Annotated in this window: 23 protein-coding genes; 3 read left to right on the forward strand and 20 right to left on the reverse strand. The window is 62.2% G+C overall.

Annotation, left to right across the window (positions count from 1 at the left end):
- Window positions 1-7: 7 nt before the first annotated feature.
- From BLL38_RS07885 to BLL38_RS07935, 11 genes are all read right to left on the reverse strand, one after another.
- Window positions 8-652 (reverse strand): methionine ABC transporter permease, encoded by a 645-nt coding sequence (locus BLL38_RS07885; protein ID WP_076962055.1) that lies wholly within the window; start codon window positions 650-652, stop codon window positions 8-10.
- The gene (locus tag BLL38_RS07890) at window positions 642-1757 is read right to left on the reverse strand and encodes a methionine ABC transporter ATP-binding protein (protein WP_076962056.1); all 1116 of its coding nucleotides are present in this window, start codon (window positions 1755-1757) and stop codon (window positions 642-644) included. Before BLL38_RS07890 ends, BLL38_RS07885 begins: the two co-directional genes overlap by 11 nt.
- A gap of 2 nt (window positions 1758-1759) precedes the next feature.
- Window positions 1760-2569 carry a MetQ/NlpA family ABC transporter substrate-binding protein gene (locus BLL38_RS07895; protein ID WP_076962057.1) on the reverse strand — a complete coding sequence of 270 codons (810 nt, stop codon included), beginning with the start codon at window positions 2567-2569 and terminating at the stop codon, window positions 1760-1762.
- A gap of 145 nt (window positions 2570-2714) precedes the next feature.
- Window positions 2715-4067, reverse strand: coding sequence for an LLM class flavin-dependent oxidoreductase (locus BLL38_RS07900; protein WP_076962058.1), 1353 nt, complete (start codon window positions 4065-4067; stop codon window positions 2715-2717).
- Window positions 4067-5260, reverse strand: a complete 1194-nt coding sequence (locus BLL38_RS07905; protein WP_076962059.1) for an SfnB family sulfur acquisition oxidoreductase — start codon at window positions 5258-5260, stop codon at window positions 4067-4069. The genes BLL38_RS07900 and BLL38_RS07905 overlap by 1 nt, the downstream gene beginning before the upstream one ends.
- Window positions 5261-5283: 23 nt before the next feature.
- Entirely contained in the window at window positions 5284-6525 is a 1242-nt protein-coding gene (locus BLL38_RS07910) for an SfnB family sulfur acquisition oxidoreductase (RefSeq protein WP_076962060.1), read from the reverse strand.
- Between the two features lie 184 nt (window positions 6526-6709).
- Window positions 6710-7486, reverse strand: a complete 777-nt coding sequence (locus tag BLL38_RS07915; RefSeq protein ID WP_076962061.1) for a hypothetical protein — start codon at window positions 7484-7486, stop codon at window positions 6710-6712.
- A gap of 367 nt (window positions 7487-7853) precedes the next feature.
- Window positions 7854-8600: an L-cystine ABC transporter ATP-binding protein TcyN gene (gene tcyN / locus BLL38_RS07920; RefSeq protein ID WP_076962062.1), complete on the reverse strand. Its 747-nt coding sequence runs from the start codon at window positions 8598-8600 to the stop codon at window positions 7854-7856.
- A 3-nt stretch (window positions 8601-8603) separates the two neighbouring features.
- Window positions 8604-9269, reverse strand: a complete 666-nt coding sequence (tcyL, locus tag BLL38_RS07925) for a cystine ABC transporter permease (RefSeq protein WP_029299561.1) — start codon at window positions 9267-9269, stop codon at window positions 8604-8606.
- A complete protein-coding gene (gene tcyJ, locus BLL38_RS07930; RefSeq protein ID WP_076962063.1) occupies window positions 9269-10063 on the reverse strand; it encodes a cystine ABC transporter substrate-binding protein in 795 nt (264 codons plus the stop codon). Before tcyJ ends, tcyL begins: the two co-directional genes overlap by 1 nt.
- Before the next feature lie 277 nt (window positions 10064-10340).
- Window positions 10341-11333 (reverse strand): D-cysteine desulfhydrase, encoded by a 993-nt coding sequence (locus BLL38_RS07935; RefSeq protein WP_076962064.1) that lies wholly within the window; start codon window positions 11331-11333, stop codon window positions 10341-10343.
- 167 nt (window positions 11334-11500) lie between these two features.
- Here BLL38_RS07935 and epsC point away from each other — a divergent pair, with 167 nt between their 5' ends.
- Window positions 11501-12427: a serine O-acetyltransferase EpsC gene (gene epsC / locus BLL38_RS07940; protein ID WP_076962065.1), complete on the forward strand. Its 927-nt coding sequence runs from the start codon at window positions 11501-11503 to the stop codon at window positions 12425-12427.
- Window positions 12428-12834: 407 nt separating this feature from the next.
- Window positions 12835-14796 carry a choline transporter BetT gene (gene betT / locus BLL38_RS07945; protein WP_162843718.1) on the forward strand — a complete coding sequence of 654 codons (1962 nt, stop codon included), beginning with the start codon at window positions 12835-12837 and terminating at the stop codon, window positions 14794-14796.
- Between the two features lie 13 nt (window positions 14797-14809).
- Here the strand turns inward: betT and BLL38_RS07950 are convergent, their stop codons facing one another.
- The 9 genes from BLL38_RS07950 to BLL38_RS07990 all read right to left on the reverse strand — a co-directional run bounded on the left by BLL38_RS07950 (window position 14810) and on the right by BLL38_RS07990 (window position 23754).
- On the reverse strand, window positions 14810-15232 hold the full coding sequence (locus tag BLL38_RS07950) for a type II toxin-antitoxin system VapC family toxin (RefSeq protein ID WP_076962067.1): 423 nt from the start codon (window positions 15230-15232) through the stop codon (window positions 14810-14812).
- On the reverse strand, window positions 15229-15474 hold the full coding sequence (locus BLL38_RS07955; protein WP_076962068.1) for a FitA-like ribbon-helix-helix domain-containing protein: 246 nt from the start codon (window positions 15472-15474) through the stop codon (window positions 15229-15231). Before BLL38_RS07955 ends, BLL38_RS07950 begins: the two co-directional genes overlap by 4 nt.
- Before the next feature lie 85 nt (window positions 15475-15559).
- Window positions 15560-16396 carry a taurine dioxygenase gene (tauD, locus tag BLL38_RS07960; protein ID WP_076962069.1) on the reverse strand — a complete coding sequence of 279 codons (837 nt, stop codon included), beginning with the start codon at window positions 16394-16396 and terminating at the stop codon, window positions 15560-15562.
- 12 nt (window positions 16397-16408) lie between these two features.
- The gene (gene tauC, locus BLL38_RS07965; RefSeq protein WP_076962070.1) at window positions 16409-17236 is read right to left on the reverse strand and encodes a taurine ABC transporter permease TauC; all 828 of its coding nucleotides are present in this window, start codon (window positions 17234-17236) and stop codon (window positions 16409-16411) included.
- Window positions 17233-18012, reverse strand: coding sequence for a taurine ABC transporter ATP-binding subunit (gene tauB / locus BLL38_RS07970; protein ID WP_076962071.1), 780 nt, complete (start codon window positions 18010-18012; stop codon window positions 17233-17235). The genes tauC and tauB overlap by 4 nt, the downstream gene beginning before the upstream one ends.
- 16 nt (window positions 18013-18028) lie before the next feature.
- Complete coding sequence (gene tauA, locus BLL38_RS07975; RefSeq protein ID WP_076962072.1) at window positions 18029-19006, reverse strand: taurine ABC transporter substrate-binding protein; 978 nt, start codon at window positions 19004-19006, stop codon at window positions 18029-18031.
- Between the two features lie 229 nt (window positions 19007-19235).
- Complete coding sequence (gene gshA / locus BLL38_RS07980) at window positions 19236-20819, reverse strand: glutamate--cysteine ligase (RefSeq protein WP_076962073.1); 1584 nt, start codon at window positions 20817-20819, stop codon at window positions 19236-19238.
- A 215-nt stretch (window positions 20820-21034) separates the two neighbouring features.
- Complete coding sequence (locus BLL38_RS07985; protein WP_076962074.1) at window positions 21035-21418, reverse strand: PaaI family thioesterase; 384 nt, start codon at window positions 21416-21418, stop codon at window positions 21035-21037.
- Window positions 21418-23754, reverse strand: coding sequence for a Tex family protein (locus tag BLL38_RS07990; RefSeq protein WP_076962075.1), 2337 nt, complete (start codon window positions 23752-23754; stop codon window positions 21418-21420). Before BLL38_RS07990 ends, BLL38_RS07985 begins: the two co-directional genes overlap by 1 nt.
- A 335-nt stretch (window positions 23755-24089) precedes the next feature.
- On the opposite strand from BLL38_RS07990, the gene ompR reads away from it, so the two are divergent.
- The gene (gene ompR / locus BLL38_RS07995; RefSeq protein WP_032856582.1) at window positions 24090-24830 is read left to right on the forward strand and encodes an osmolarity response regulator transcription factor OmpR; all 741 of its coding nucleotides are present in this window, start codon (window positions 24090-24092) and stop codon (window positions 24828-24830) included.
- The last annotated feature ends 56 nt before the right edge of the window (window positions 24831-24886 follow it).

The following is a 24886-nucleotide window of genomic DNA, read 5'->3' on the forward strand; positions in this document are numbered from 1 at the left end:
CTATACCTCACCTTTTATTCAGCACTCTCGCCAGGCGATCACCGCCCAGCTGGATCACGGCCACCAGTATCACCAGCAACACAATCACCGTCAGCATGATCTGGCTGTCGAAGCGCTGGTAGCCGTAGCGGTAGGCAATGTCCCCCAGGCCACCGGCGCCAATTGCCCCGGCCATGGCCGACGAGTTGATCATGGTCACCAGGGTAATGGTGAACCCGCCGACAATCCCCGGCAGCGCTTCCGGCAACAGCACATGCCAGACGATATGCCAGCGTCGGCAGCCCATGGCCTGGGCGGCTTCGATCAGGCCATGTTCGACTTCGCGCAGGCTGACCTCGGCGATCCGCGCAAAAAACGGCGTGGCGGCGATGGTCAGTGGCACCACGGCGGCCCAGACGCCGTAGGTGGTGCCGACGATCAGCCGGGTGAAGGGGATCAGCGCCACCATCAGAATCAGGAACGGGATGGAGCGGAACAGATTGACGAACGCCCCCAGCACCCGGTTCAACGCGGGGGCCTGGTAGATGCCGCCCTTGTCGCTGGTGACCAGCAACACCGCCAGCGGAATGCCCACCAGCAGCGCGATCAACGACGACACACCGACCATCAACAAGGTGTCGATGGCGCCCTGTAATAAACGATCAAACCACATAGCCCAGCACCTCGACCTGTTGTGCCCAGCGCGTGGCGCGGGTGCGTAATGTGTCGGCCTCCAGGGTGGAGCCGCTCACCGCCAGCAGCAACTGCCCCAGGGCGTGGCCCTGGATGCGCTCGACCCCGCCTTGCAGCAGGCGCACGCGCCCACCCAGGGCGCTGAACAGCGCGGCGAGGTCCGGCTCATCCGCGCTGGCGCCGGTAAATTGCAGGCGCAGCACCACGGCCGCCTGCGCCGACTGTGGCGTGGCCTGCAAACGTTTTTGCAGCTCATCGGGCAAGCCGTGTTGCAGGGGCGCCAGCAGGGTCTTGCTGACCTCATGCCGAGGGTTGCCAAACACTTCCCACACCGGGCCTTGCTCGACGATCCGCCCGTGTTCCAGCACCACCACGCGGTCGCAGATTTCGCGGATCACCGCCATCTCGTGGGTGATCAGCACGATGGTCAGGCCCAGGCGCTGGTTGATCTCGCGCAACAGGCCGAGGATCGACTGGGTGGTCTCCGGGTCCAGGGCCGAGGTGGCCTCGTCGCACAGCAGGATCTGCGGGTCGTGCACCAGCGAGCGGGCAATGCCCACCCGTTGCTTCTGCCCGCCGGACAACTGCGCCGGGTACGCCTGGTGCTTGTCCTGCAAGCCCACCAGTGCCAGCAGCTCACGCACTTTCTGTTCGCGCTGTGGCTTGGGCACGCCGGCGACTTTCAGCGGCAACTCGACGTTCTGCCACACGGTCTTGGCCGACATCAGGTTGAAGTGCTGGAAGATCATGCCGATGCGCCGCCGCAGGGCCACCAGGCGGTCTTCGTCGAAGTCGCCGATATCCACCTGGTCGATCAGCACCCGGCCGCTGCTGGGGTGCTCCAGGCGGTTGATGGTGCGGATCAGCGACGACTTGCCGGCGCCACTGCGGCCGATGATGCCGAACACTTCGCCGTGCTGGATCGCCAGGTCAATGCCTTGCAGCGCATGCACCGTGCCGTCATAGGTTTTGCCCAGGTTGATAAAACGCACATGGGCGCGGTTGAGGTCTGGGTGCAGTTCGGTCTGCCGGGCGTCCCTGGGCGGTGTGCCCAGGTCGCGCAGTTGGCTGTTGGCGGCGCTCATGTTCAGCCTTCCCAACCGACTTGGTACAGGGTGCCGAGGGATTTATCCAGGGCCGCGCGCACCACCGGCGAATGCTGGTAGATCTCGACGAACTTGATCACCCGCGGGTCGCTCGTGCCTTTGGGCTGGGTCACGAACTGGATCACGTATTCCGGGTGGTCGAGGCCGTCGAACAGCAGCGCCGACTCGGCATTGAAGGTCTTGGACAGGCGGATATAGGCCGGGTAGCCCTGCACCAGGTCGGCATCGTCATAGGCGCGTACCAGCTGTACTGCTTCGACTTGCAGGATCTTGAGCTTTTTCGGGTTGGCGACGATGTCTTCTTCGGTGGCCTTGTAGCCCACGCCCGGCTTGAGGCTGATCAAGCCCGCCTTGGCCAGCAGTTGCAGGCCGCGCCCGCTGTTGATCGGGTCGTTGGCGATGGCCACGCTGGCGCCCTGGGGCAGTTCATCGAAGCTTTTGAATTTTTTCGAGTACAGACCCACGTTGTTGATGATCCCCGGCTTGAACGGCACCAGGTCAAAACCGGCGGCGGCCTTGGCGTTTTCCAGGAACGGAATGTGCTGGAAGTAATTCACGTCGATATCGCCGGCGGCGAGGCTGACATTGGGCGCGATCCAGTCGGTGAACTCCACCAACTCGACCTTCAGGCCCTGTTTGCCGGCCTCTTCCACGGCGGCTTCCAGGGGAATGGCGAAGGCCGCCGTGGTGCCGACTTTGAGCGGCGCCTCGGCGGCAAACACCGCCGAGCTGAACAGGCCGAGGGCCAGGGCCAGTGCTTTGACTGGGTGGGACAGCAGTGTTTTGTTCATGGTCGATTTCCAGTCATAAGGTGTGGGGAAAAACAATGAAGATCCAATGTGGGAGCTGGCTTGCCTGCGATAGCGGTGTATCAGTGCCAACTGCATCAACTGACACACCGCTATCGCAGGCAAGCCAGCTCCCACATTTTTTGGTTCAGTGGCGGTAGGTGGAGCCGGTGTGTTGTTCGGGTAAATGCGCTTCGCGGTGGAAGACCTTTTCTCGCAAGGTTCCGGCCTCATAAGCGGTCTTGTACGACCCCCGTCGCTGCAACTCCGGGATCACTAACTCAATGAAGTCCACATAGCTCTCCGGCGTAACAATGCGCGTCAGGTTGAAGCCATCCAGCCCGGTCTCGCCGATCCAGGATTCCAGCTCATCGGCCACCTGCACAGGCGAACCCACCAGGGTGATATAGCGCCCGCCCAACGCGTGTTGCTCCAACAACTTGCGACGGGTCCAGTCGTTGTTCTGCAAGGCTTTGGTGGCCGATTGGATCGCGTTGCTCTTCACGTACTGGATCGGTTCATCCAGCTCGTATTGCGAGAAGTCGAGGGCGGTGGAGGCGCTGAAATGTGCCACGCCGGCCTCGGCACTGGCATAGCTCAGGTACTCGGCATGCTTGGCCCAGGCCAGTGCCTCGGTGGCGCCGACAATCACGTTGAGGCCCATGAACACCTTGATATCGTGCGGGTTGCGCCCGGCCGCGACCGCGCTGGCGCGCACCTTGTCCACTTGCACCCTGGTCGCGGCCTTGTTCTGCCCGCTGATAAACACGCACTCGGCATGGCGCCCGGCGAACAGCAGGCCGCGCTCCGAACTGCCGGCCTGGAACAGCACCGGCGTGCGCTGCGGCGAGGGCTCGCACAGGTGATAACCCTGCACCTGATAGAACTCGCCATGGTGCTCGACCTTGTGCACCTTGCCCGGCTGGGCATAGATCCGCTGTTGCGGGTCGTTGAGCACCGCATCGTCTTCCCAGCTGCCTTCCCACAGCTTGTACAGCACCTGCAGGTACTCGTCGGCCTGGTCGTAGCGCCGGTCATGTTCGACCTGCTCGGTGAGGCCCATGGCCTTGGCGGCGCTGTCCAGATAGCCGGTGACGATGTTCCAGCCCACCCGGCCACGGCTCAGGTGATCGAGGGTGGACATGCGCCGGGCGAACAGATACGGCGGCTCGTAGGTGAGGTTGGCGGTCAGGCCGAAGCCGAGGTTTTTCGTTACGGCGGCCATGGCCGAGACCAGCAGCAGCGGGTCGTTGACCGGCAGTTGGATCGACTCCTTGAGCGGCACCTCGACCGAGCCTTGATAGACGTCGTACACGCCAACGATATCGGCGATAAACAAGCCGTCGAACAGGCCGCGCTCCAGCAGTTGCGCCAGTTCGGTCCAGTATTCGACGGTCTTGTACTGGGTCGAGGTATCCCGTGGATGGGTCCACAGGCCATGGTTGATATGCCCGATGCAGTTCATGTTGAAGGCATTGAGCAGGATCTTTTTCTTCGCCATCAAATGGTCCCCCGCAGCGGCGGGTTTTCATCGTTGAGGTAGTAGTTGCCTACCGCGTGGTACTTCCAGCGCACCGGGTCGTGCAGGGTGTGTACCCGGGCGTTGCGCCAGTGGCGGTCCAGGCCATGTTCGGCGAGGGTCGCCTGGCTGCCGGCCAGTTCAAACAGGGTGCTGCCGGCGGCCAGGGAAATCTCGGTGCTCAGGGCGCGTACTTCGGCCACGGCAATCGAGGCCGCGGCGACGGTTTGTGCGGTGCTGTCGGCCTGGGCGCGGTCGAGGTATTCGCCGGCGCGCTCCAGCAGGGCTTCGCTGGCGTGCAGGCGGATGCTCAGGTGGCCGAAGCTTTTCAGGGTCAGCGGGTCTTCGCTGGCCTTGTCATTGCCCGAGTCGATCCACGGCCGGGTCTTGGTGCGCACAAAATGCAGGGCATCTTCAAAGGCGGCGCGGGCGATGCCGGTGTCGATGGCCGCGTGCAGGATCTGCGCCAGCGGGCCCACGGTGGTCGGGCGCTCGAAGGCGCTCTGGAACGGGATCACGTCTTCGGCACCGACCCACACATGGTCGAACACCACCGAGCCGCTGCCGGTGGTGCGCTGGCCAAAGCCGCTCCAGTCGTCGATCACCGTCAGGCCCTGGCTGTCACGCGGCACAAAGGCCAGTTGCTGCACACCGTGTTCATCCACCACCGAGGTGGGAATGCGCTGGGCGTAGATCGCGCCGGTGGCGTAGAACTTGCGGCCGCTGATACGAAATCCGTCACCATCGCGCACAAGTTTTGTCACCCGGTCATGGGCGGTCTTGGTGCCCAGTTCCGCCAGGGCATTGCCAAAGCGCTGGCCGGCCAGCACCTCGGCGTACAGGCGCTGTTGCTGCGCCGGGCTGCCGTTGACGCGCAGTACTTGCAGTGCATAGAAATGGTTCTGCGGGATCTGCCCCAGGGAGGCATCGGCCTGGGCGATCAGGGCGATGACCTTGGCCAGGGTGACGTTGGATACGCCAGCGCCGCCGTAGGCCTTGGGCACGCTGATGCCCCACAGGCCGGAGCGGGAAAAGGCTTCCAGCTCGGCGAGCGGCAGGCGGCGTTCGCGGTCGCGCAGGGCGCTGTCGCGGCGAAAGTCTTCGGCCAGGTCACTGGCGACAATCAGGGCTTGCTCGTCGCTGGTGATGACCGCGACGGGATGGGAAAGCGTCATGTTTTTCTCCAGAGGTCTGGTCGTCAGATCCAGGAATGCCGGGCCGGCAAGGTTCCATTGAGGTGCCAGGCGCCCACCGCGTGATATTTCCAGCGCACCGGGTCGTGCAGGGTGTGCACCCGGGCATTGCGCCAGTGGCGGTCGAGGTTGAATTCGGCGAGGGTGGCGCGGCTGCCGGCCAGCTCGAACAGCTTCTCGCTGACCAGCAGCGAGACTTCGGTGGTCAGCACCTTGGCTTGCGCCACGGCGATCGAGGCCCGGGCGGCGGAGTGTTCGGTGATGGGCGCGGCGTTGACCTGGTCCAGCACTTGGCCGGCCTTGCGCAGCAGGGCTTCGGCGGCATGCAGTTCGATTTTCAGCTTGCCGATGTCGGCGATCACATAGAGGTCGTCGCTGGCCCGCTCGACCTTGGCATCGATCCACGGCCGCGAGCGTTCACGCACAAAGCTGATGGTGTCGTCGAGGGCGCCACGGGCGATGCCGGCGTCGATGGCCGCCTGGATCAATTGCGAGACCGCGCCCTGGATGCCCGGGGTTTGCCCCAGGCGCCAGGTGGGCACCACCAGCTCGGCGTCCACTGGCACGTTGTTCAGCAGCACGGTGCCGCTGGCGGTGGTGCGTTGGCCAAAGCCCGACCAGTCATCGACGATGCGCAATCCCGGCGTGCCACGGCGCACAAACGCCATGACCTGACGGCCTTCGTCGTCCAGGGCCTTGACCGCGACCCAATGGGCAAACAGCGCGCCGGTGGAGTAGAACTTCTGGCCGTTGATGACAAAGCCGTCACCCTTGGCGCTGATCCGGGCCTTCAGGTCCAGGGTGTTTTTGGTGCCACGCTCCGGGCCGCCATTGCCGATGCGCCAGCCATCCAGGATGCTTTGGAACAGCTGTTTTTTCTGTGCCTCGCTGGCGGCGCCTTGCAGTGCATGCAGGATGCCGAAGTGGTTCTGCGGGATCTGCCCCAGGGCGGGGTCGGCAGCGCTGATAATCGCGAACACCTCGGCCAGGGTCACGAACGACACCTGCGGGCCACCGTACTCACGGGGGATGGAAATGCTACCCAGGCCGCTGCGGGTGAACTGTTCGACTTCGGCCGAGGGCAATTTGCGCTGGCGGTCACGCAGCCCGGCTTGCAGGCGGGCGGCCTGGGCAAGCGCGTGGGCGGCGGCGAGGGCTTGGCTGTCGTTGCGCAGCACCTGGGTGGGCAACAGCAGCGGGGCGATATCCAGATCGCTCTGGAGGGGCGATTGCGCCAAGTTAGACATCGGTGCGCCCCTGCGTGGCGACGCGTAATGCCCTGGCGTTGTACACCGGGGTAATGTTGACCATACCTACCTCACATCCGTGGAAAGCTTAAAAATCAGGAATGTCCGGTGGTCCGGTGCATATACCCTAAGCGTGTTTATTTTTTAAATAAACTAACTTTTAGGAATATGCATAGAAGGCCTGTCACCCCGGCTCGCAGGGCGAGCCAGGGCGGCGTGGCTGGTACACCGACAAGGCGTCGGCCGCGCCTGGGGCTTTGGCCTGGGCAATGCTCACGATACGTCCGGGCGCCCAGCGCGAGTTGTTGCCCACGCGGTCGATCACGCAGTAGGTGACCTCCTGGCGGGCATCGTCCCCCGCTTCGAGGATCAGCGTCGACGGCACCCAGACTTGCACGGGGCGTCCCACCTCGGTGGCCTGGATGGGGGGCAGGTCCAGGCGCGCATCGCCCCAGCGCAGGGTGATTGCATCACCCGTGGCCATGTTCAGGTAAGGCTCGATGGTCAACGGCACGCCCCGGCGGATCTGGCTGGGGTTGACGCCATGGCGGCGGATGGTTTCAGGCAGGCCGACGGGGGCCAGGTTCTGGTTTTCTTCGCCACACAGCACCGATGGCTGGCCGCCCGGGCAGGCGGTCTTGACCTGCACCCGGGTGATCATGGAGCGCGCCGGGCCGCGCCCCACTTGCATGACCCGGTAATGAATGCGTGCGGCGCCATTTTGCACAAAGCTTTCTGGCACTCGCAGGCTGCTGGGCTGGCCGATATCGGCGGCGCTCACGCGCTTGGAGGCGGCAAAGCAGTTGTTCCAGAACAGCTCGATCAAGTCGCCCTTGCCCATGTCCGGGTAGGGGGCGATCTCGACCTGTAGATGGGTGGCGGCCTGCGCATTGATTCCTTGTTTGAGGGCCTGGGGCACTGTCGGCGCGGCGAGCATGGCCAGGGGGGTAATGTGCGTCATAAATAATCTCCTTGATGCAGCCAGCAGCGATCGTTCCGAACCTCGGCGTGGGGTTCAAAAAGGAACGATTTCTTGAAAAGCCAGGATAGGATCCAATCCTCTGGGCCTTAGATAAGAGGGTTGGCCAGGGGGCGTCAATGGCGGCAAAAGGCTAAACGGCGGGTTTGGGATTATTCAGAAGGGTCTGACTGGAAGGGGGGTTAAAGGCGGGTTTGGGTAGTGTGTTTTTCGAGGTGAGTCGCGCCGATCCCTGTAGGAGCGAGCTTGCTCGCGAAGAACGCCCAGACGACACGGTTAATCTGATTCTGCGCGTTATCGTTGACGTTTTTCGCGAGCAAGCTCGCTCCTACAGTAGGTCAGGGTTGTTTTAGTGGGTGAGGAATTTGCTGAGGAACTGCCGGGTGCGTTCTTCCCTGGGGTTGGCAAACAACGCCTTGGCTTCGCCTTGCTCGACGATCACACCCTTGTCGAAAAAGATCACCCGGTTGGCCACATCCCGGGCAAAGCTCATTTCGTGGGTGACGATGACCATGGTGCGGTTTTCTTCGGCCAGGCTGCGGATGGTTGCCAGTACTTCGCCCACCAGCTCCGGGTCGAGGGCCGAGGTCGGCTCATCGAACAGGATCACCTCCGGCTCCATCGCCAAGGCCCGGGCAATGGCCACCCGTTGCTGCTGGCCACCGGACAGGCGCCGGGGGTAGGCGTCTTCCTTGCCTGCCAGGCCGACCTTGGCCAGCAGGGCACGGCCGAGGCGGTCGGCGGCGTCGTGCGGCATCTTTTTGACCACCAGTGGGCCTTCGATGACGTTTTCCAGCGCGGTGCGATGGGGGAACAGGTTGAAGTTCTGGAACACAAAGCCCACATGCTGGCGCAGGCGCCGCACCAGGCCCTGTTGCTGGTTGAGCGGGCGGCTGCCGTCGATCTCGATCTCACCGACCTTGATCCGGCCACTGGTGGGCTCTTCGAGGAAGTTCAGGCAGCGCAGGAAGGTGGTCTTGCCGGAACCGCTGGGGCCGATGATGGCGACGACTTCGCCTTCCTTGACCTCCAGGTCGATCCCGTTGAGCACCACCTGGCCCTTGAATTGTTTGGTCAGTTTTTCAACCACGATCATGCTTCAAGACTCCAGGTCATGCCGGTTGACCCGGTCTTCCAGGCGATTTTGAAAATGCGCCAGGATGCTCGCCAGGACCCAGTAGATCAGGGCCGCAGACAGGTACATGGTGAAAATTTCAAAGGTGCGCGCCGACACCAGTTGGGCCTGGCGGAACAGCTCGGGCACCTGGATGGTGGCGGCCAGCGCCGTGTCTTTTACCAGGGAAATAAAGCTATTGCCCAACGGCGGCAGGGCCGTGCGCATGGCCTGCGGCAGGATGGCCCGACGCAGGGTCTGCGCGCGGGTCATGCCGATACTGGCGGCCGCTTCCCACTGGCCGCGCTCGATGGAGCCGATGGCCGCGCGCAGGATTTCACAGGCATAGGCGGCCATGTTCAGCGAGAAGCCGATCATCGCCGCCGGGATCGGATCCAGCTCGATGCCTACCTGCGGCAAGCCGTAGTAGATCAAAAACAGCTGCACCAGCAACGGCGTGCCACGAAAGAACGAGACGTACACCCGGGCCGTCCAGCTCAAAAGCTTGAAGCGCGACAGGCGCATCAAGGCCAGGCCAAAGCCCAGCAGCAAGCCGAAAAACATCCCGCCGAGGCTGAGGATCACCGTGTAGTACGCGCCCTTGAGCAGAAAGGGCGCGGAGTCGAGCGCGAGTTGGAAACCTGCTTCCATTATTGAGTGACGTCAGCGTTGAAGTATTTCTCGGACAGCTTCTTCAAGGTGCCGTCGGCGCGCAGTTTGTCCAGAGCCTGGTTCACCGCTTCAAGCAGCTCAGGCTCACCTTTGCGCAGGGCAATCCCGGCTTCCTGGCGCGAGAAGGCTGCACCGGCAGCGGCGGTGTCCTTGGCTTTTTTCGCATATCCCAGGGCGGCCAGGCGGTCGATCAGAATCGCGTCGATGCGGCCGATGCGCAAGTCCTGGAATTTGGTGGGGTCGTCGTTATAGGTCTTGATAATGGCTTTGGGTTGGTTGTCCTTGAGCCATTGCTCGTAGTTGGTGCCCAGGCCCACCCCGACTTTCTTGCCGGCCAGGTCGTCGGCGGTCTTGATGGTGTCGACGTTTTTCGCCAGGGTCAGCGCCTGGATCCCGGAGACGGTGTAGGGCTTGGAGAAGTCGTATTTTTTCTGGCGCTCTTCGGAGATCGTCACCTGGTTGACCACCGCGTCGAGGCGCTTGGACTCCAGGGCGGCGAGGATGCCGTCCCACGGGGTGGCCTGCAGCTTGACCTTGACCCCCAGCTCCTTGGCCAGGGCTTCGGCCAGCTCGACCTCAAAGCCGCTGAGCTTGCCGCTTTCATCGACGAAGCTGAACGGTGGGTAGGTGCCTTCCAGGCCGATCTTGATCTCGCCGGCCTTCTTGATATTGCCCAGTTGCTCGCCGGCAACTGCCTGGCCCAGCAACCCGGCGCCAAGGGCCAGGCCCAATGTGCCAATCAGCAACGTACGACGCAGTACAGAAATAGTCATGACAAGCCCCTGTGTTTTTTATGGTGTGCGAAGCAGGTGACGCAGTGGTCGTATCCTGCCCTAAAAACGCGGTGTGTGGGAGCGCGACTATAGGGCGGCTTTTAAAGTGTTAAAAATAATATAAATTAATTTTTATATTCCATTTTTGAATATGAAGTAGAGATTCAATAGGGGAGTGGGCTTGCCCGCGATAGCCGTGTGTCAGGCGCCCGATTCATCACAGAACCACCGCAATCGCGGGCAAGCCCGCTCCCACATTTAATCCGCATGCCTTCAGTCAGAATGCTGAGTCATAGGCAAACAACGCCGGCGCCCCGCCGGTGTGCAGGAAGATGATCGGGCCGTCCTCGAACGCCCCACGCCCGATACCATCGAGCAAGCCGGCCATGGCCTTGCCGGTGTAGACCGGGTCCAGCAACAGGCCTTCCTGGCTCGCCAGCAGCTTGATTGCCGCCAGGGTGCCGGCGTTGGGTTCGCCATAGCGCGGGGCGAAGTATTCGTCCCACAACACCACCTTGAACGCGTCGGGTAGCGCCACCCCCAGCAGCTGTGCGGTGCGCTCGGCCAGGCCTTGGACCTTGGGCCGTTGCGCTTCGTCGGTGCGTGACACGGTGACGCCAATCACCGGCAAGTCCGGCAGCACTTCGCTCAACGCCAGGGCCAGGCCGCTGTGGGTGCCGGCGCTGCCGGAGGCCAGGACCACCGCCGCGAACTGCAGGCCGCTGTCTTCGATCTGCCCGGCCAATTCCAGGCCGGCGCGCACGTAACCCAGGGCGCCGAGGGCGTTGGAACCGCCAATAGGCACCAGGTACGGCTTTTTGCCGTTGTTGCGCAGGCGTTCGGCCAGGGCGTGGAGTTGCTCGTCGGCGTTATCCAGGTTTTCGACCTGTTCGACCTTGGCGTCGAACAGCTCCACCAGCAGGCGATTGCCATTGCCCAGGTAGTTGGGGTCGTCGGTCCCTGTGGGGTTTTCCAGCAGGGCGACACACCCCAGGCCTAGCCTGGCCGCCAGGGCTGCGGTCTGGCGCACATGGTTGGACTGGATCGCACCGGCGGTGATCAGCGTGTCGGCGCCCTGGGCCAGGGCATCGGCGGCGAGGTATTCGAGTTTGCGCAGTTTGTTGCCGCCCATGGCCAGCGGCGTGGTGTCGTCGCGCTTGATGTAGATATCACGGCCCAGCCAGGTCGACAGTCGTTCGAGTTTTTCCAGGGCGGTGGCGCCACCCAGCAGGTCCAGACGATTAAAACGCTCGAGCTGTTGTTTGATCATGGTTACGCACAGGTAATAAGAGATGGGAAGGACTATAGGCAGGGCTTTTTGCCGGGGCAACCGCCAGATGCTTATGCCAAAGTGTTATTAGCATCGCACCATTGGTTCTTAAGGGCCGCCCGGTTGCATACCGTAAAGTGATGGCCATTACCTCAGGAGGGAATACCGTGAGTGATCGTTCCAGTCATTGGCAATTACAGACCATCGTCAGCCAGTTGCGTGGCGCCCGGGATCAGTGGCGTACCCGCAACGGCCGGGTCAGCGGCGAACAGGGCGGGCGCGAGCTACCTTCCCGTGATGCGATGGCGCAGATTCTTGAAGCGCTGTGCGGCGCGCTGTTCCCCATGCGCCTGGGGCCGGTGGATCTGCGCGAGGAAAGTGAGGACTTCTACGTCGGCCATACCCTGGATGTGGCGCTCAACGCCCTGCTCGCCCAGGCCCGCCTGGAGTTGCGCTATGCCGCACGCCAGGGCGGCCGGGCCGACAATGAAGTCAATGCACTGGCCATTCGCCTGATCCAGGACTTTGCCCTGGCCTTGCCGGCGCTGCGCAGCCTGTTGGACACCGATGTGCTGGCGGCCTATCACGGCGATCCGGCCGCACGCAGTGTGGATGAGGTGCTGCTGTGCTATCCGGGGATCCTTGCGGTGATCCACCATCGCCTGGCCCACCATTTGTATCGCGCCGGGCTGCCTCTGCTCGCGCGGATCAGCGCGGAAATCGCCCATTCGGCCACCGGTATCGACATTCACCCAGGCGCGCAGATCGGCCCGAGCTTCTTTATCGACCACGGCACGGGTGTGGTGATTGGCGAAACGGCGATCATTGGCGAGCGGGTGCGCATCTACCAGGCGGTGACCCTGGGCGCCAAGCGTTTCCCGGCGGATGAAGATGGGCAGTTGCAAAAGGGCCATCCACGCCACCCGATTGTCGAGGACGATGTGGTGATTTACGCCGGGGCGACGATCCTGGGGCGGATCACCATCGGTAAGGGCTCGACCATTGGCGGCAACGTGTGGCTGACGCGCAGCGTGCCGGCGGGGGCGAATATCACGCAGGCGAATTTGCAGCATGATGATGGGACGCAGAAATAGCGACGATCTAATGTGTGCGGGCTTGTGTGGGAGCGGGCTTGCCCGCGATAGCGGAGTGCCGGGTTAGAGATATTTGGCTGACCCACCGCCATCGCGGGCAAGCCCGCTCCCACATTTTGCCTGTATTCCAAATTCAATCTGCAATCGCTGAACGTTTTGCCTTTCCCGCCCGTCATACCCTTCCTTGAGCTAGTGTAGGAATTACCTACCACTCAGCCCTGCGATTAGTCCCAGACCGCCTATCCATGTTTAACTTGAACGTTCGTTCAAGTTAAACCGGTGGTTCGCTGCCCGCTCACAACAGGAGGCTTACCTTTGCTGAGTCCGTTTTACACAGCCATATCCAACACCTTCGAGGTGCACCGTTCATGAGTGCATCATCTACCCCTTCAAGCGGCCTGGTGCGCATGAATGCGCCGGTGTTTTACTTCGCCGCCAGTTTTATCCTGCTGTTTGGCCTCACCGTCATTGCGGTCCCTGAACAGGCCGGCGCCTGGTTGCTGGCCGCGCAAAACTGGGCGGCCAATACGGTCGGCTGGTACTACATGCTGGCGATGACCCTGTATCTGGTCTTCGTGGTGGTCACCGCGTTGTCTGGCTACGGCAAGATCAAACTCGGTGCCGACCACGACGAGCCCGAATTCAGTTATCTGTCCTGGGCCGGCATGCTGTTTGCCGCCGGGATCAGCATCACGCTGTTTTTCTTCTGCGTCTCGGAACCCTTGACCCACCTGGTGCAACCGCCCCAGGGCGAGGCCTTGAATGCCGACGCGGCGCGCCAGGCCATGCAGGTGCTGTTCCTGCATTGGGGCCTGCATGGCTGGGGGGTGTTTGCGTTTGTCGGCATGGCCCTGGCGTACTTCGCCTACCGGCATAACCTGCCGCTGGCCTTGCGCTCGGCGCTGTACCCGCTGATCGGCAAGCGTATCAACGGCCCCATCGGCTATGCAGTGGATGGCTTTGGCATCATCGCCACGGTGTTCGGCCTGGGGGCCGACATGGGCTTTGGGGTGCTGCACCTCAACTCGGGCCTGGACTACCTGTTCGGCATCGCCCATACCCAATGGATCCAGGTCGGCCTGATTACCCTGATGATGGGCGCGGCGATCCTGGTTGCGGTGGCCGGTGTCGACAAGGGCGTGCGGGTTATGTCCGACATCAACATGCTGCTGGCCTGTGCGCTGCTGCTGTTTGTATTGTTCGCCGGGCCCACCCAGCATTTGCTCAACACCCTGATCCAGAACATCGGTGACTACCTCGGCGCGTTGCCGAGCAAGAGTTTTGATGTGTACGCCTACGATAAGCCCAGCGACTGGCTCGGCGGTTGGACGGTGTTCTACTGGGCCTGGTGGATCGCATGGTCGCCGTTCGTGGGCCTGTTCATCGCCCGGATCTCCCGTGGCCGCACCATCCGCGAATTCGTCTTCGGCGTGCTGCTGATCCCGCTGGGCTTCACCCTGGCGTGGATGTCGATCTTCGGCAACAGCGCGATTGACCAGGTGCTCAACCATGGCATGGTCGCCCTGGGCCAGTCGGCCATCGACGACCCGTCGATGAGCCTGTACCTGCTGCTGGAAACCTACCCGTGGAGCAAGACCGTGATCGCGGTCACGGTGTTTATCAGCTTTGTGTTCTTTGTCACCTCGGCCGACTCCGGCACCGTGGTGCTGTCGACCCTGTCGTCCAAGGGCGGCAATGCCGATGAAGACGGGCCGAAGTGGCTGCGGGTGTTCTGGGGCGCCATGACCGCGCTGGTGACCAGCGCCTTGCTGTTCGCCGGCAGCATCGACTCGCTCAAGTCGGCGGTGGTGCTGACCTCGCTGCCGTTCTCGTTGATCCTGTTGTTGATGATGTGGGGGCTGCACAAGGCGTTCTACCTCGAATCCCAGAAGCAGATCGCCCAACTGCACTCCCTGGCCCCGGTGTCGGCATCCCGCAGGGGCCGTGGCGGCTGGCGCCAGCGCTTGAGCCAGGCGGTGCATTTCCCTTCGCGGGACGAGGTCTACCGCTTCCTCGAAACCACGGTCCGCCCGGCCATTGAAGAAGTGACCGCCGTGTTTGTCGAGAAGGGCCTGAACGTGGTCACCCAGCCCGACCCGTCCAACGACAGCGTCAGCCTGGAAATCGGCCACGGCGAAGAGCATCCGTTTGTCTACCAGGTGCAGATGCGCGGCTACTTCACGCCATCCTTTGCCCGAGGCGGCATGGGCTCCAAAGAGATGAACAACCGTCGCTACTACCGCGCCGAAGTGCACTTGAGCGAGGGCAGCCAGGACTACGACCTGGTGGGCTACACCAAGGAGCAGATCATCAACGACATCCTTGACCAGTACGAGCGGCACTTGCAGTTCTTGCATCTGGTGCGCTGAGGCGCAGGGCTTGCTAGCCCTCATCCCAGGGGTTGATGATTTCAACCCCTGTCTCTGCGAAATCCTTGATGTTTCTTGTGGCAAGGCCGGCCTGCTGCGAGCGGCAAATAGCTGCGATCTGCGCATCGGCCAGGGCTACAGGCTTGCCTGACTGCTCTCTGGCGGTCACTAATTGCGCATATGCAGCCGCTGCATCCGCATCAAATGGCAGTATGTGGTCGGCAAAGTCCTCTTCAAACATTTCCAGTGCTTGAACGGTCAAGTGTTGTTTGCGCTTTCCTTCGGGCAGACGCGCAATACCGTGCAGGATTTCTGCCATGGTAATGGCGCTGATAAACAGGTCTTCATCGGCCTGTTGTTCGATCCAGCGAAGAACTGCGCCTGCCGGTGCGGGTCGCATCAATTCAGACAATACATTGGTGTCGAGCACGATCATTTATCGAACTCCACCGTCCTCACCGATGCGTCGCGCGTTGGCAGGTCCAACTCCACTCCGCCCGCTGGTGCGAAACGCTCCTGGATTCGGCGTCCCAGGCCACGACCGCTACTGATTTTCACCAGCGATTTGCGCAGGATCAGTCGAGCCTCCTCTTCCATGGAGTGGCCGTTATGCGCAGCTTCAATGCGTAGCAGTTCTTTGATGGAGTCATCCAGATTACGGATGGTCAGGCTGGCCATTAGGCATAACTCCTTATGCAATCAATGAAATCATTGAGAGCATAGCCCCTCCAGTTAATCTGGGGTTAGTCCGTTCATCAGCTGTTTAGAACGGCACATCACCCAAAATCGTCGCCCGATGCATCACCCGCCGCTGTGGCCGATAGTCGTCCACGGCGTAGTGCTGGGTCACGCGGTTGTCCCAGAAGGCCACGTCGTTGGCTTGCCAGCGCCAGCGGAGAGTGAATTCCGGGCGCGTGGCGTGGGCGAACAGCAGTTTGAGGATGACCTCGCTTTCGGCCGGTTCCAGCTCGTTGATCTTGCTGGTGAAGCCGTCACTGACAAACAGCGATTTGCGCCCGCTGACCGGGTGCGTGCGGATCACCGGGTGCGACAGCGGCGGGTTCTTTCTGCGGGCTTCTTCCCAGCGGGCCAGGTCTTGGGTGCTGTTGCCGTAACGTTCCACAGGGAATGAGCGGGTGAAGTCGTGGGTCGCCGTCAGGCCGGTCAAAAAGCTCTTCATCGGTTCCGATAACGCCTCAAAGGCCGCAATGCCGCTGGCCCACAAGGTGTCACCGCCAAAGGCCGGTAGCAGCTTGGCGCTGAGCACGGCGCCCATGGCTGGAGTGGGCAGGAAGGTCACGTCGGTGTGCCAGATGGCGTTGTCGCGCACGTCGGTGACGGCGGTGTCGAGTACCAGCACTTCAGGCTGCTCGGGTACGTTGGGGTAGATCGGGTGAATATGCAGGTCACCGAAACTCGCCGCGAAACGCGCTTGCTGCTGCGGGGTGATCGGCTGGTCGCGAAAGAACAGCACCGAATGCTGGAGCAACGCCTGCTCGATGGCGTCGCGCTGTTCGAGGTTCAGCGCCTGGGTGATATCGACGCCACTGATCTGGGCGCCCAGGGCGGTGCTTAAGGGGGTAACGGTCAGGCGGCTCATGGTGTTCTCTTCTTAGTGTGCCTGGCCATGCCACGGCACTAATTTACGCTGCAGGGCGCGCAGGCCCATTTCCATGGCGAAGGCGATCAGCGCGATCACCAGGATGCCCAGGATCACCACATCGGTGACCAGAAATTGCGCTGCCGACTGCACCATGAACCCCAGGCCGCTGGTGGCGGCGATCAGTTCGGCGGCCACCAGGGTCGACCAACCGACACCCAGGCCGATGCGCACGCCGGTGAGGATGTCGGGCAGGGCGCTGGGCAGAATCACATGGCGGATCAACTGCGCCCGCGTGGCGCCCAGGGACTGGGCTGCGCGCAATTTGGCCGGGTCGACCGTGCGCACCCCGGTAGCCGTGGCGATCGCTATCGGGGCGAAGATCGCCAGGTAAATCAGCAACACCTTGGACAACTCGCCGATGCCGCACCAGATCACGATCAGGGGCAGGTAAGCCAGTGGCGGGATCGGCCGGTAGAACTCGATCAATGGGTCGAGAATGCCCCGGGCAAGACGGTTGGCGCCGATGGCAATGCCGACCGGTACGGCGGTCAGCACTGCAAAGCCCAAGCCCAGACCGATACGCCCAAGGCTGGCGCCCAGGTGCTGCCAGAGGGTGGCGTCCATATAGCCGCTGGTCGCCAGCAGCCAGCCTTTTTGCAGTACGGCAGACGGCGGCGGCAGGAACAGCGGCTCGATCAGCCCGCTGGCGGTCACGGCCCACCACAGCACAAGCAGCGCAACCAGGGTCAGCAGGCTGATCCAGCGCGTGCCCAGGCTGCGCCGCAGCGCTGGGGGGGCCGGGCTGATGGCGGTGGCCGGGATTTCATAACTGCTCATGCGTACACCTGCCGTTGCGAGAACACTTTGCCCAGCACGTGTTCGCGGGTTTCGATAAAGCGTGGGTCGGACTTGATCGCGCGGGCCGACTCGCCGGCGGCGTAACGCTGGCCGAAATCCAGGCTCAGGCGCTCGACGATGTGCCCGGGGTTGGGCGCCAGCAGCATCAGGTCGGTGGCGAGGAAGACCGCTTCTTCGATGTCATGGGTGATCAGGAACACTGGCTTGGCCGTGCGCCGCCAGACTTGCAGCAGCAGCTCCTGCATCTGTTCGCGGGTGAAGGCATCGAGGGCGCCGAAGGGTTCGTCCATCAGCAACACCCGTGGGTCGGCCGCCAGGGCGCGGGCCAGGCCCACGCGTTGTTTCTGCCCGCCAGACAGCTGCCAGATGCGCCGGCTGTCAAAGCCGGCCAGGTCCACCAGGGCGAGCATTTCCCGGGCGCGGACGTGCCGCTGGGCCTTGGGCACGCCGGCCAGTTCCAGGCCGAAGCTGACATTGGCCAGCACGTCTTGCCAGGGCAGCAAGGCATCGTCCTGGAACACCACGCCACGCTCGGCACTCGGGCCCTGGACGGGCACGCCATCGAGGGTGATGCGCCCGGCGCTGGGTTCGACAAAGCCGGCAATCAGGTTCAACAGCGAAGTCTTGCCACTGCCGGAAGGGCCGAGGGCCACCAGCAATTGCTGGGGCCCAAGGTTCAAGGAAATATCCGCCAGCACGGGCGTGGTTGCGCCTGGGTACTGTGCGCTGATGCGCTCCAGCTGTAGCAAGGCCATCGCGGTGAACTCCTGATCAGTGGGTGATGAACTGGGCGCTGACGTAAGGGCCGTAGTCCGGCAGCACCGCCTCGACCTTGCCTTGTTCCTTGAGGAATGCGGCGGTGTCGGTCACGGCCTTGGTGGTCGGGGCGCCCAGCAGGGTCACCTGGTCGGCGGCCAGCGGGTAGACATTGCCTTGCAGCAGCAGCGGAATATCGCTGGCCTTGGCGCCAGAGAGCTTCACCAGTTTGTCGACATTGCCTTTGTCGGCCAGCCAGGCTTGTGGGTCTTTACGGTATTGGGCGTAGGCATCGAGGGTGACTTTGGCAAAGGCACTGACAATTTCCGGGTGCTTCTCGGCAAAGTCCTTACGCACGATCCAGGCATCGAAGGTTGGCGCGCCGAATTTGGCCAACTCGCCGGAGGTGATCAGCACTTTGCCGTTTTCCTTGGCCACGCCCAGGGCCGGGTCCCAGACATAAGTGGCATCGATATCGCCACGTTTCCAGGCGGCAATGATGGCCGGCGGGGCGAGGTTGAGCACGGTGACTTTCGATGGATCAATGTTCCAGTGCTTGAGCGCGGCCAACAGGCTGTAGTGGCCGGTGGACACGAACGGTACGGCGATTTTCTTGCCGACCAGATCCTGCGGGCTATTGATCCCGGAACCGTTGCGCGCCACCAGGGCTTCGGCACCGCCGATCTGGGTGGCGACGAGGAAGGTCTGCACCGGCACTTTACGGGTGATGGCCGCCGTCAGCGGGCTGGAACCGAGGTAGCCGATCTGCACGTCGCCGGAGGCGATGGCGGCGATGATATCGGCGCCATTGTCGAATTTGCGCCAGTCGATAGTGGCGTTTGTGGCTTTTTCATAAGCGCCGTCGGCCTGGGCGACTTTGGCCGGGTCAACGGTGGTCTGGTAGGCGATGGTCACGTCGGCCGCCTGGGCAAACAGGCTGGCGCCGGCCAGGGACAGGGCCGCCAGGAGGCGTAAAGGGGAAGGGCGTCGCATGGAAAAGCTCCTCATCAGGCGGCCGAGGGTCGGCGTGTGATGAGACTAAATGATCTAAGAATCCTAAAATAAATAACATTTTAGAATTAGCTTATGAGGAGAAAAGTGGAAGCAGCCCTGCAGGGCAATGAAATTAATGTGGGAGCTGGCTTGCCTGCGATAGCGGTTTGGCAGCCGACATCGTATTTGGATGTGGCGGCCTTATCGCAGGCAAGCTCCCACAGGGGGGTTAGTTACTGATCGCCAGGATGCTCGCCTGGTACGACCCGACAAACACATCAAAGTCACCCACTTCGTTCTGCTCCAGCTCTGCCTGCTGGGCCAGCGAACTGCGGGCCAGTTCCTCAAAGCGCGCCTGCTCGTCTGCCGGCAACGGCTCGCTACGGAAGTGCTCGGCATGCACTTCGCTCTGACGCAGGGAGAACTGGGCAAAGCTCTGCTTGTGCTCGCGCATCGCCGCCAGCACCTGGGCCGACGGGGTCAGGGACGCATCCTGGACCTTTGCCAACTGGGCATCCAGCGCCTGGCTGTGTTCATTGAGGCCCTGGCTCTGGTCCAGCAGTGCGGCCAGCGGGGCGATTTTTTCCAGCAGTTCGGTGGCCCATGCCTTCATTTCCACGGCCTGGCCACAGCGCTGCAATTGCAGGCCCGGACGCCGGCCTTCCTTGACCACGCTGAGGAAGTTCGACGTGGCATTGCCGCACTCGTTGTTTTCAAACAACGGGCTGTCGTTCAGCGCGCAGTACAGCAGGAAGGCGTCGAGGAAGCGCGACTCCGGCAAGTCGATGCCCATCGGCAGGAACGGGTTGATATCCAGGCAGCGTACTTCGATGTACTGGATACCACGGGCCATCAGTGCCTGGATCGGCCGTTCGCCGGTGTAGGTCACGCGTTTGGGGCGGATATTGGAGTAGTACTCGTTTTCGATCTGCAGGATGTTGGTGTTGAGCTGGACCCACTCACCGTCCTTGTGGGTGCCGATTTCGACATAAGGCGCGTAGGGCGTTGCCACCGCTTCGCGCAGGCTGTCGGTGTAGCTGAGCAGGTCGTTGTAGCAAGGGGTCAGGCCGGCCTGGGCGTTGCTCTGGTAACCCAGGTCGCTCATGCGCAGGCTGGTGGCATACGGCAGGTACAGGGTGTCGGCATCGAACTGTTCCAGTTGATGGGAACGCCCGCGCAGGAAACCTGCATCCAGGGCCGGCGAGGCACCGAACAGGTACATCAGCAGCCAGCTGTAGCGGCGGAAGTTGCGGATCAGCGCGATATAGGCCGTGGACTGGTAGTCACGGTCGGTGCCCACGAAGCCTTCGGTTGCCTTGAGCAACGGCCACAGTTCTTCCGGCAGGGAAAAGTTGTAGTGGATGCCGGCGATGCACTGCATGGTCTTGCCGTAGCGCAGGGCCAGGCCCTTGCGATACACGTACTTGAGCTGTCCGATGTTGGAGGTGCCGTAGTAGGCAATCGGAATATCTTCCTCGGCCGGCAACGGGCACGGCATCGATGGACTCCACAGGTACTCGTTGCCGAGCTTGCTGTAGGCAAAACGATGAATCTTGTCGAGGCTGCGCAGGGTATCTGCCGGGTTGGGCAAGGCCGGCGTGATGAACTCCAGCAGCGACTCGGAATAGTCGGTGGTGATCGATTCATGGGTCAATGCGGCGCCCAGGGCCTCTGGATGCGGCGTTTGAGCCAGGCGGCCTTCGCCGGTGACACGCAGGCATTCACGCTCGATGCCGTGCAGGCAATGCTCAAGCAAAGAGAGGTGTTCGCGCTTGCCGAGCAGTGCCAGGCGGCGGTTGAGAAGTTCGCTCAAGTTGGATTCCTTCACGCGTCAGTCGCCCCAATATGGGGGTGGGCAAGACGGTCTACAAGGGTGAAGTTAAAACTGGCGTTTTCGCCTGGTTTTCGAGCCGGAATAACCTGCTCTGAAAGTGCCTACTTCATTCCCTGAATTTGGCTATTGCGCAGGAAGAAAATTCCGACGCTGTTTTTGCAGCGCCGAAATTAACCCAAATTGATGACTGGGAGCTATAGGACAGCGAAGGTGCCTTGTGCTTTTGCGACGAGTCTTTCGCCCTGATACACCTCGGCCTCGACCACCAGCGTGCGCCGGCCGGGGTGGATGACCCGGGCGGTGCACAGCACATCACCGTCGGACACCGCACGGATGTAATTGATTTTGCACTCGATGGTCGCGCTCTGCTGGTCGAAACCGTGGGTGCTGGAACAGGCCAGCCCCATGGCAATGTCCACCAGGCTGAAAATCGCCCCGCCATGGAGCTTGCCCGCGCGGTTGCGCAAGTGTGGCTCAAGGCTCAGGGCCACCTCGGCAACGCCCTGGTCCAGGCGTTGCAGGTGGCAGCCGAGCAGTTCGCTGAAAGCGCTGTGGGTCAAGCCGGCTGGCAGCTCCATCAGCGCTTTTTCAGTTGCTTGGCGTTGGCGAACAGCGAAGCCATGGCGTTATTGGCCGGGGCTGCGGTGGCGGTTTCCTTGCGCGGTGCAGTGTTTTCCGAACGGTTTTGCGACTGGCGCGGGGCTGAACCCGGGCGTGCGCCACGGGCCCCGTCGATTTTCTCGCCGGGGGTATCGCTCATGCGCATCGACAGGCCCACGCGTTTGCGCGGGATATCGACTTCCATGATCTTGACCTTGACCACGTCACCGGCCTTCACCGCTTCACGGGGATCTTTGATGAACTTCTCCGAAAGCGCGGAAATATGCACCAAACCGTCCTGATGCACGCCGATATCCACAAAAGCGCCGAAGTTGGTCACGTTGGTCACCACGCCTTCGAGGATCATGCCCAGTTGCAGGTCCTTGAGGTCTTCGACGCCTTCCTGGAACTCGGCGGTCTTGAACTCGGGACGTGGGTCGCGGCCGGGTTTTTCAAGCTCTTGCAGGATGTCGGTGATGGTTGGTACGCCGAAGGTTTCGTCGGTGTACTTCTTCGGGTCCAGGCGCTTGAGGAACCCGGCATCGCCGATCAGCGAGCGGATATCGCGGTCGGTTTCGGCGGCAATGCGTTGCACCAGTGGGTAGGCTTCCGGGTGGACCGCCGAGGCGTCCAGCGGGTTGTCACCGTTCATTACACGCAAGAAACCGGCGGCCTGCTCGAAGGTTTTTTCGCCAAGGCGTGCGACTTTTTTCAGCGCCGCACGGGTCTTGAACGCACCGTTTTCATCGCGATGGGTGACAATATTCTGCGCCAGGGTAGCGTTGAGGCCGGAAATCCGTGCGAGCAAGGCGACCGAGGCGGTGTTGACGTCGACGCCGACCTTGTTCACACAGTCTTCCACCACCGCATCCAGGCCGCGCGCCAGTTTCAGCTGCGACACATCGTGCTGGTACTGGCCGACGCCGATGGATTTAGGGTCGATCTTCACCAGCTCGGCCAGTGGGTCCTGCAGGCGGCGGGCGATGGACACTGCGCCACGGATCGATACATCGAGGTCCGGGAACTCCTTGGAGGCCAGCTCCGATGCCGAGTACACCGAAGCGCCCGCCTCGGAAACCATGACCTTGGTCATTTTCATGCCTGGGTATTTTTTGATCAGTTCCAGAGCCAGCTTGTCGGTCTCGCGGCTGGCGGTGCCGTTGCCGATGGCGATCAGGTCGACCGCGTGCTTGGCGCACAGGGCGGCGAGGATGGCGATGGTCTGGTCCCACTTGTTGTGGGGCACGTGCGGATACACGGTGGCGTGGTCCAGCAGCTTGCCGGTGGCGTCGACCACGGCGACCTTGCAGCCGGTGCGCAGGCCCGGGTCCAGGCCCAGGGTTGCACGCGGGCCGGCCGGTGCGGCCAGCAGCAGGTCGTGCAGGTTGTGGGCGAACACGTTGATCGCCTCGGTCTCGGCGCCGTCGCGCAACTCGCCCAGCAGGTCGGTTTCCAGGTGGGTGTAGAGCTTGACCTTCCAGGTCCAGCGCACGACTTCACCGAGCCATTTATCCGCAGGACGATTCTGATTCTGGATGCCGAATTGTTGACCGATCATGCCTTCGCACGGGTGCATGGTGCCCGGCAGTTCGTCGCCGACTTTCAGGGCGGAGCTGAGAATGCCTTCGTTGCGCCCACGGAAAATGGCGAGGGCGCGGTGGGACGGCATACTCTTGAGCGGTTCGTCGTGCTCGAAGTAATCGCGGAACTTGGCGCCTTCCTCCTCTTTGCCGGCGATCACGCGGGCGCTGAGGGTGGCTTCCTGCTTCAGGTAGTTACGCAATTTTTCCAGCAGGTTGGCGTCTTCGGCGAAGCGCTCCATGAGGATGTATTTGGCGCCTTCGAGGGCAGCCTTGACGTCGGCCACGCCTTTTTCGCCATCGACAAAGCGCGCTGCTTCGGTTTCCGGGGCCAGGGATGGGTCGTTGAACAGGCCGTCGGCCAGCTCGCCGAGGCCGGCTTCCAGGGCGATCTGGCCCTTGGTGCGGCGTTTCTGCTTGTACGGCAGGTAAAGGTCTTCGAGGCGGGTCTTGGTGTCGGCGAGCTTGATATCGCGTTCGAGTTGCGGGGTCAGCTTGCCCTGCTCCTGGATGCTGGCGAGGATGCTGATGCGCCGTTCGTCGAGTTCTCGCAGGTAGCGCAGGCGCTCTTCCAGATGCCGCAGCTGGATATCATCGAGGCTGCCGGTCACTTCTTTACGGTAACGGGCGATGAAGGGCACCGTGGAGCCCTCATCCAGTAGAGCGACGGCCGCTTCGACCTGTTGTGGGCGTACACCGAGTTCCTCGGCGATGCGGCTGTTGATGCTGTCCATAAAACCACCTGAAATTCTTGAAAGCAGTGTGCAGGCCCGCAAAACAAGGCCCTGCGCAGCTGGTTGAGCGGCCCGGCTGGCGCCGCTGCCTGGGTCAAGAGGCAGCCTATTGACCCTCGAAATCGAAATAATCACGACAAGCAGATGAAAAAAACACCAGGCCGGCCATGGCACTGCCCGGCACTGAGGCGCGGCATTATAACCAGCGTTCCGTCCTTGGGGGGATTGCGCCGGGAGCAGGCGCACTGGTGGTTGGAGAAAAATCTGCTAACAATGCGTACCGTGCGTATAACGGCAGCTAAGCCATAATGCGCGCCAGATAAGAGGAGCATCCAATGAGCAGCACTGCACAAACTGCTGAAGGCGAAAAAATTCTCATCGTTGATGACGATCCGGGGCTGAGCAGCCTGTTGGAGCGGTTCTTCACCTCCAAGGGCTACCGTGCCCGCGCGGTGCCGAACACCGAGCAGATGGACCGCCTGCTGGGGCGCGAGGTCTTCAACCTGGTCGTACTCGACCTGATGTTGCCGGGTGAAGACGGCCTTACGGCCTGCAAGCGTCTGCGCAGCACCAACAACCAGATCCCGATCATCATGCTGACCGCCAAGGGCGATGAGCTGAGCCGGATCAAGGGTCTGGAACTGGGCGCCGACGATTACCTGGCCAAGCCGTTCAACCCCGACGAGCTGATGGCCCGGGTCAAGGCTGTATTGCGTCGCCAGGCGGCTCCCGTACCGGGCGCGCCAGGCAGCGAAGACGAAAGCGTGACATTTGGTGACTACGAACTGTCGCTGGCCACCCGTGAGCTCAAGCGTGGCGAAGAAGTGCACATGCTCACCACAGGTGAGTTCGCGGTGCTCAAGGCGCTGGTGATGAACGCTCGTCAACCGCTGACCCGTGACAAGCTGATGAACCTGGCCCGTGGTCGCGAATGGGACGCCCTGGAGCGCTCCATCGATGTGCAGATCTCCCGTCTGCGCCGGATGATCGAGCCGGACCCGTCCAAACCGCGTTATATCCAGACAGTGTGGGGCGTGGGTTACGTGTTTGTGCCGGATGGTACGGCAACCAAGTAACCGATGATTTGCACATGCGGGTATTCTGGCGTTTGACCCCAAGGGGTCGGCCGGAT

This window comes from Pseudomonas gessardii (assembly GCF_001983165.1).
In the GTDB taxonomy this organism is placed as follows: domain Bacteria; phylum Pseudomonadota; class Gammaproteobacteria; order Pseudomonadales; family Pseudomonadaceae; genus Aquipseudomonas; species Aquipseudomonas gessardii.

Excerpts from the sequence above, each read along its gene's own strand:
- tcyN (WP_076962062.1), bottom strand. The coding sequence starts at position 8,600 with ATGATCGTGGTTGAAAAACTGACCAAACAATTCAAGGGCCAGGTGGTG.
- BLL38_RS07915 (WP_076962061.1), bottom strand. The coding sequence starts at position 7,486 with ATGACGCACATTACCCCCCTGGCCATGCTCGCCGCGCCGACAGTGCCC.
- BLL38_RS07895 (WP_076962057.1), bottom strand. The coding sequence starts at position 2,569 with ATGAACAAAACACTGCTGTCCCACCCAGTCAAAGCACTGGCCCTGGCC.
- tauC (WP_076962070.1), bottom strand. The coding sequence starts at position 17,236 with ATGAGCAGTTATGAAATCCCGGCCACCGCCATCAGCCCGGCCCCCCCA.
- BLL38_RS07955 (WP_076962068.1), bottom strand. The coding sequence starts at position 15,474 with ATGGCCAGCCTGACCATCCGTAATCTGGATGACTCCATCAAAGAACTG.
- BLL38_RS07990 (WP_076962075.1), bottom strand. The coding sequence starts at position 23,754 with ATGGACAGCATCAACAGCCGCATCGCCGAGGAACTCGGTGTACGCCCA.
- BLL38_RS07935 (WP_076962064.1), bottom strand. The coding sequence starts at position 11,333 with ATGATCAAACAACAGCTCGAGCGTTTTAATCGTCTGGACCTGCTGGGT.
- tcyJ (WP_076962063.1), bottom strand. The coding sequence starts at position 10,063 with ATGACTATTTCTGTACTGCGTCGTACGTTGCTGATTGGCACATTGGGC.
- betT (WP_162843718.1), top strand. The coding sequence starts at position 12,835 with ATGAATGCGCCGGTGTTTTACTTCGCCGCCAGTTTTATCCTGCTGTTT.
- BLL38_RS07910 (WP_076962060.1), bottom strand. The coding sequence starts at position 6,525 with ATGTCTAACTTGGCGCAATCGCCCCTCCAGAGCGATCTGGATATCGCC.
- tauD (WP_076962069.1), bottom strand. The coding sequence starts at position 16,396 with ATGAGCCGCCTGACCGTTACCCCCTTAAGCACCGCCCTGGGCGCCCAG.
- BLL38_RS07905 (WP_076962059.1), bottom strand. The coding sequence starts at position 5,260 with ATGACGCTTTCCCATCCCGTCGCGGTCATCACCAGCGACGAGCAAGCC.
- tauA (WP_076962072.1), bottom strand. The coding sequence starts at position 19,006 with ATGCGACGCCCTTCCCCTTTACGCCTCCTGGCGGCCCTGTCCCTGGCC.
- BLL38_RS07890 (WP_076962056.1), bottom strand. The coding sequence starts at position 1,757 with ATGAGCGCCGCCAACAGCCAACTGCGCGACCTGGGCACACCGCCCAGG.
- BLL38_RS07900 (WP_076962058.1), bottom strand. The coding sequence starts at position 4,067 with ATGGCGAAGAAAAAGATCCTGCTCAATGCCTTCAACATGAACTGCATC.
- ompR (WP_032856582.1), top strand. The coding sequence starts at position 24,090 with ATGAGCAGCACTGCACAAACTGCTGAAGGCGAAAAAATTCTCATCGTT.
- BLL38_RS07950 (WP_076962067.1), bottom strand. The coding sequence starts at position 15,232 with ATGATCGTGCTCGACACCAATGTATTGTCTGAATTGATGCGACCCGCA.
- BLL38_RS07885 (WP_076962055.1), bottom strand. The coding sequence starts at position 652 with ATGTGGTTTGATCGTTTATTACAGGGCGCCATCGACACCTTGTTGATG.
- tcyL (WP_029299561.1), bottom strand. The coding sequence starts at position 9,269 with ATGGAAGCAGGTTTCCAACTCGCGCTCGACTCCGCGCCCTTTCTGCTC.
- BLL38_RS07985 (WP_076962074.1), bottom strand. The coding sequence starts at position 21,418 with ATGGAGCTGCCAGCCGGCTTGACCCACAGCGCTTTCAGCGAACTGCTC.
- tauB (WP_076962071.1), bottom strand. The coding sequence starts at position 18,012 with ATGGCCTTGCTACAGCTGGAGCGCATCAGCGCACAGTACCCAGGCGCA.